Genomic DNA, 2,021 nt, shown 5'->3' with positions numbered 1-2,021 from the left:
GCAGAGCCGCTCGCAACTGGGAATGCTACGACAAAATCGTTGAAGTGCTTGAACGACTTGAAGATGACCAGACCTTATTGGTTCAGTCCGGTAAACCTGTTGGGGTTTTTCCAACCCACAAAAATGCACCTCGTGTCTTAATTGCAAACTCGAATCTTGTGCCCCATTGGGCGAATTGGGAACACTTCAATGAACTCGATAAACAGGGCTTAATGATGTACGGGCAAATGACGGCGGGTAGCTGGATCTATATTGGCTCTCAGGGCATTGTGCAAGGGACTTACGAAACGTTTGTCGCGATGGCAAAACAGCACTTTAATGGCAATGCGAAAGGTAAGTGGATTCTAACTGGTGGTCTTGGCGGCATGGGTGGCGCGCAACCTCTTGCTGGCACTATGGCGGGTTATTCCATGATTGCTGTCGAATGTGATGAATCACGAATTGATTACCGACTTCGCACCGGCTATGTCGATAAAAAAGCCACTAGCCTCGATGAAGCAATGGCAATGATTCAAGAATCTGACACGCCTATTTCTGTTGGTTTACTTGGGAATGCCGCAGACGTGTTCACTGAATGCGTTGAACGTAACATCACCCCAGATGTCGTTACCGACCAAACTTCAGCTCACGATCCTCTTAATGGTTATCTGCCTCAAGGTTGGAGCATGGACAAAGCGGCATCGGTTCGAAAAGACGATGAAGCGAAAGTGATCAAAGCAGCAAAACAATCCATGGCCATTCAAGTCACCGCCATGCTCGATTTACAAAAACGAGGCGCTGCGACGGTGGATTACGGCAACAACATTCGACAGATGGCACTCGAAGAAGGCGTAAACAATGCCTTTGATTTTCCGGGTTTTGTTCCTGCTTATATTCGACCTTTGTTTTGTGAAGGCATTGGGCCTTTCCGCTGGGCTGCCTTGTCTGGAGATCCTGAAGACATCTACAAAACCGATCAAAAAGTCAAAGAGCTTATTCCAGATAACCCTCAGCTTCATAACTGGCTTGATATGGCGCGCGAACGTATTCAGTTCCAAGGGTTACCCGCACGTATCTGTTGGGTTGGCCTAAAAGACCGCGAACGTTTAGGTCAAGCCTTTAATGAAATGGTCAAAAATGGTGAGCTTAAAGCGCCCGTTGTTATTGGCCGTGATCATCTAGATTCTGGCTCAGTAGCCAGCCCTAACCGAGAAACAGAAGGCATGATGGACGGATCGGATGCGGTTTCAGATTGGCCACTGATGAATGCTCTGCTTAACACCGCTGGTGGTGCAACTTGGGTATCGCTTCACCATGGTGGTGGTGTTGGAATGGGGTTCTCTCAGCATTCTGGCATGGTCATATGTTGCGATGGCAGTGATGATGCCTCAGAACGTATAGCGCGAGTTCTGCATAACGACCCTGCGACTGGAGTCATGCGTCATGCTGATGCGGGATACGACATTGCAAAACAATGCGCAGCGGAGCAAGGGTTAGACCTTCCAATGTTAAACGAAGAACTGAGCAAGCTTAAATAAGCGAACTGGTTTCTGCCACTTTCTATCGTTACTCACTGTTTTGTGGAACTTTTTGTTTTTAAGAGGACTTGCTTTGTAGAAGCACGTATTTATAAAAGAACGAGTTTTTAAAAACAATCGGTGAGTAACGATTCAATAGAGAAGTATTAAAGGATCAATGAAGATGTTAAATCTATTGCTAAAGCCTGGACACATTAGCTTAAAAGAACTGCGTCAAGTCAGTCGAACGCCCATTAACCTAGCGCTTAACCCAGATGCGATTCCAGACATTGAAGCAAGCACTCGCGTTGTGGAACAGGTTATCGCCGAAGATAGAACCGTGTATGGCATTAACACCGGTTTTGGTCTACTCGCCAACACGCGTATTGCCCCTGAAGATTTAGAAACATTGCAGCGAAGCATCGTACTGTCGCATGCGGCGGGCATCGGGAAACTGATGTCTGATGAAACCGTACGTTTGATGATGGTTCTGAAAATTAACAGCCTCGCCCGCGGCTATTCTGG

Annotated in this window: 2 protein-coding genes; both read left to right on the top strand. The window is 47.1% G+C overall.

The window, feature by feature from the left end; translation table 11 throughout:
* Positions 1–1,517: urocanate hydratase (hutU, locus tag ACP45E_RS10090; protein WP_069584966.1), on the top strand; the 1,517-nt coding region annotated here is incomplete at its 5' end.
* 163 nt (positions 1,518–1,680) lie between these two features.
* The coding region (locus tag ACP45E_RS10085; RefSeq protein WP_158008375.1) for an aromatic amino acid lyase at positions 1,681–2,021 on the top strand (341 nt) is incomplete at its 3' end.

Origin of the sequence: Vibrio genomosp. F10 str. 9ZD137, from assembly GCF_049974785.1 — a bacterium.
GTDB lineage: Bacteria > Pseudomonadota > Gammaproteobacteria > Enterobacterales > Vibrionaceae > Vibrio.
This window is presented reverse-complemented; position numbering and strand designations above follow the sequence as displayed.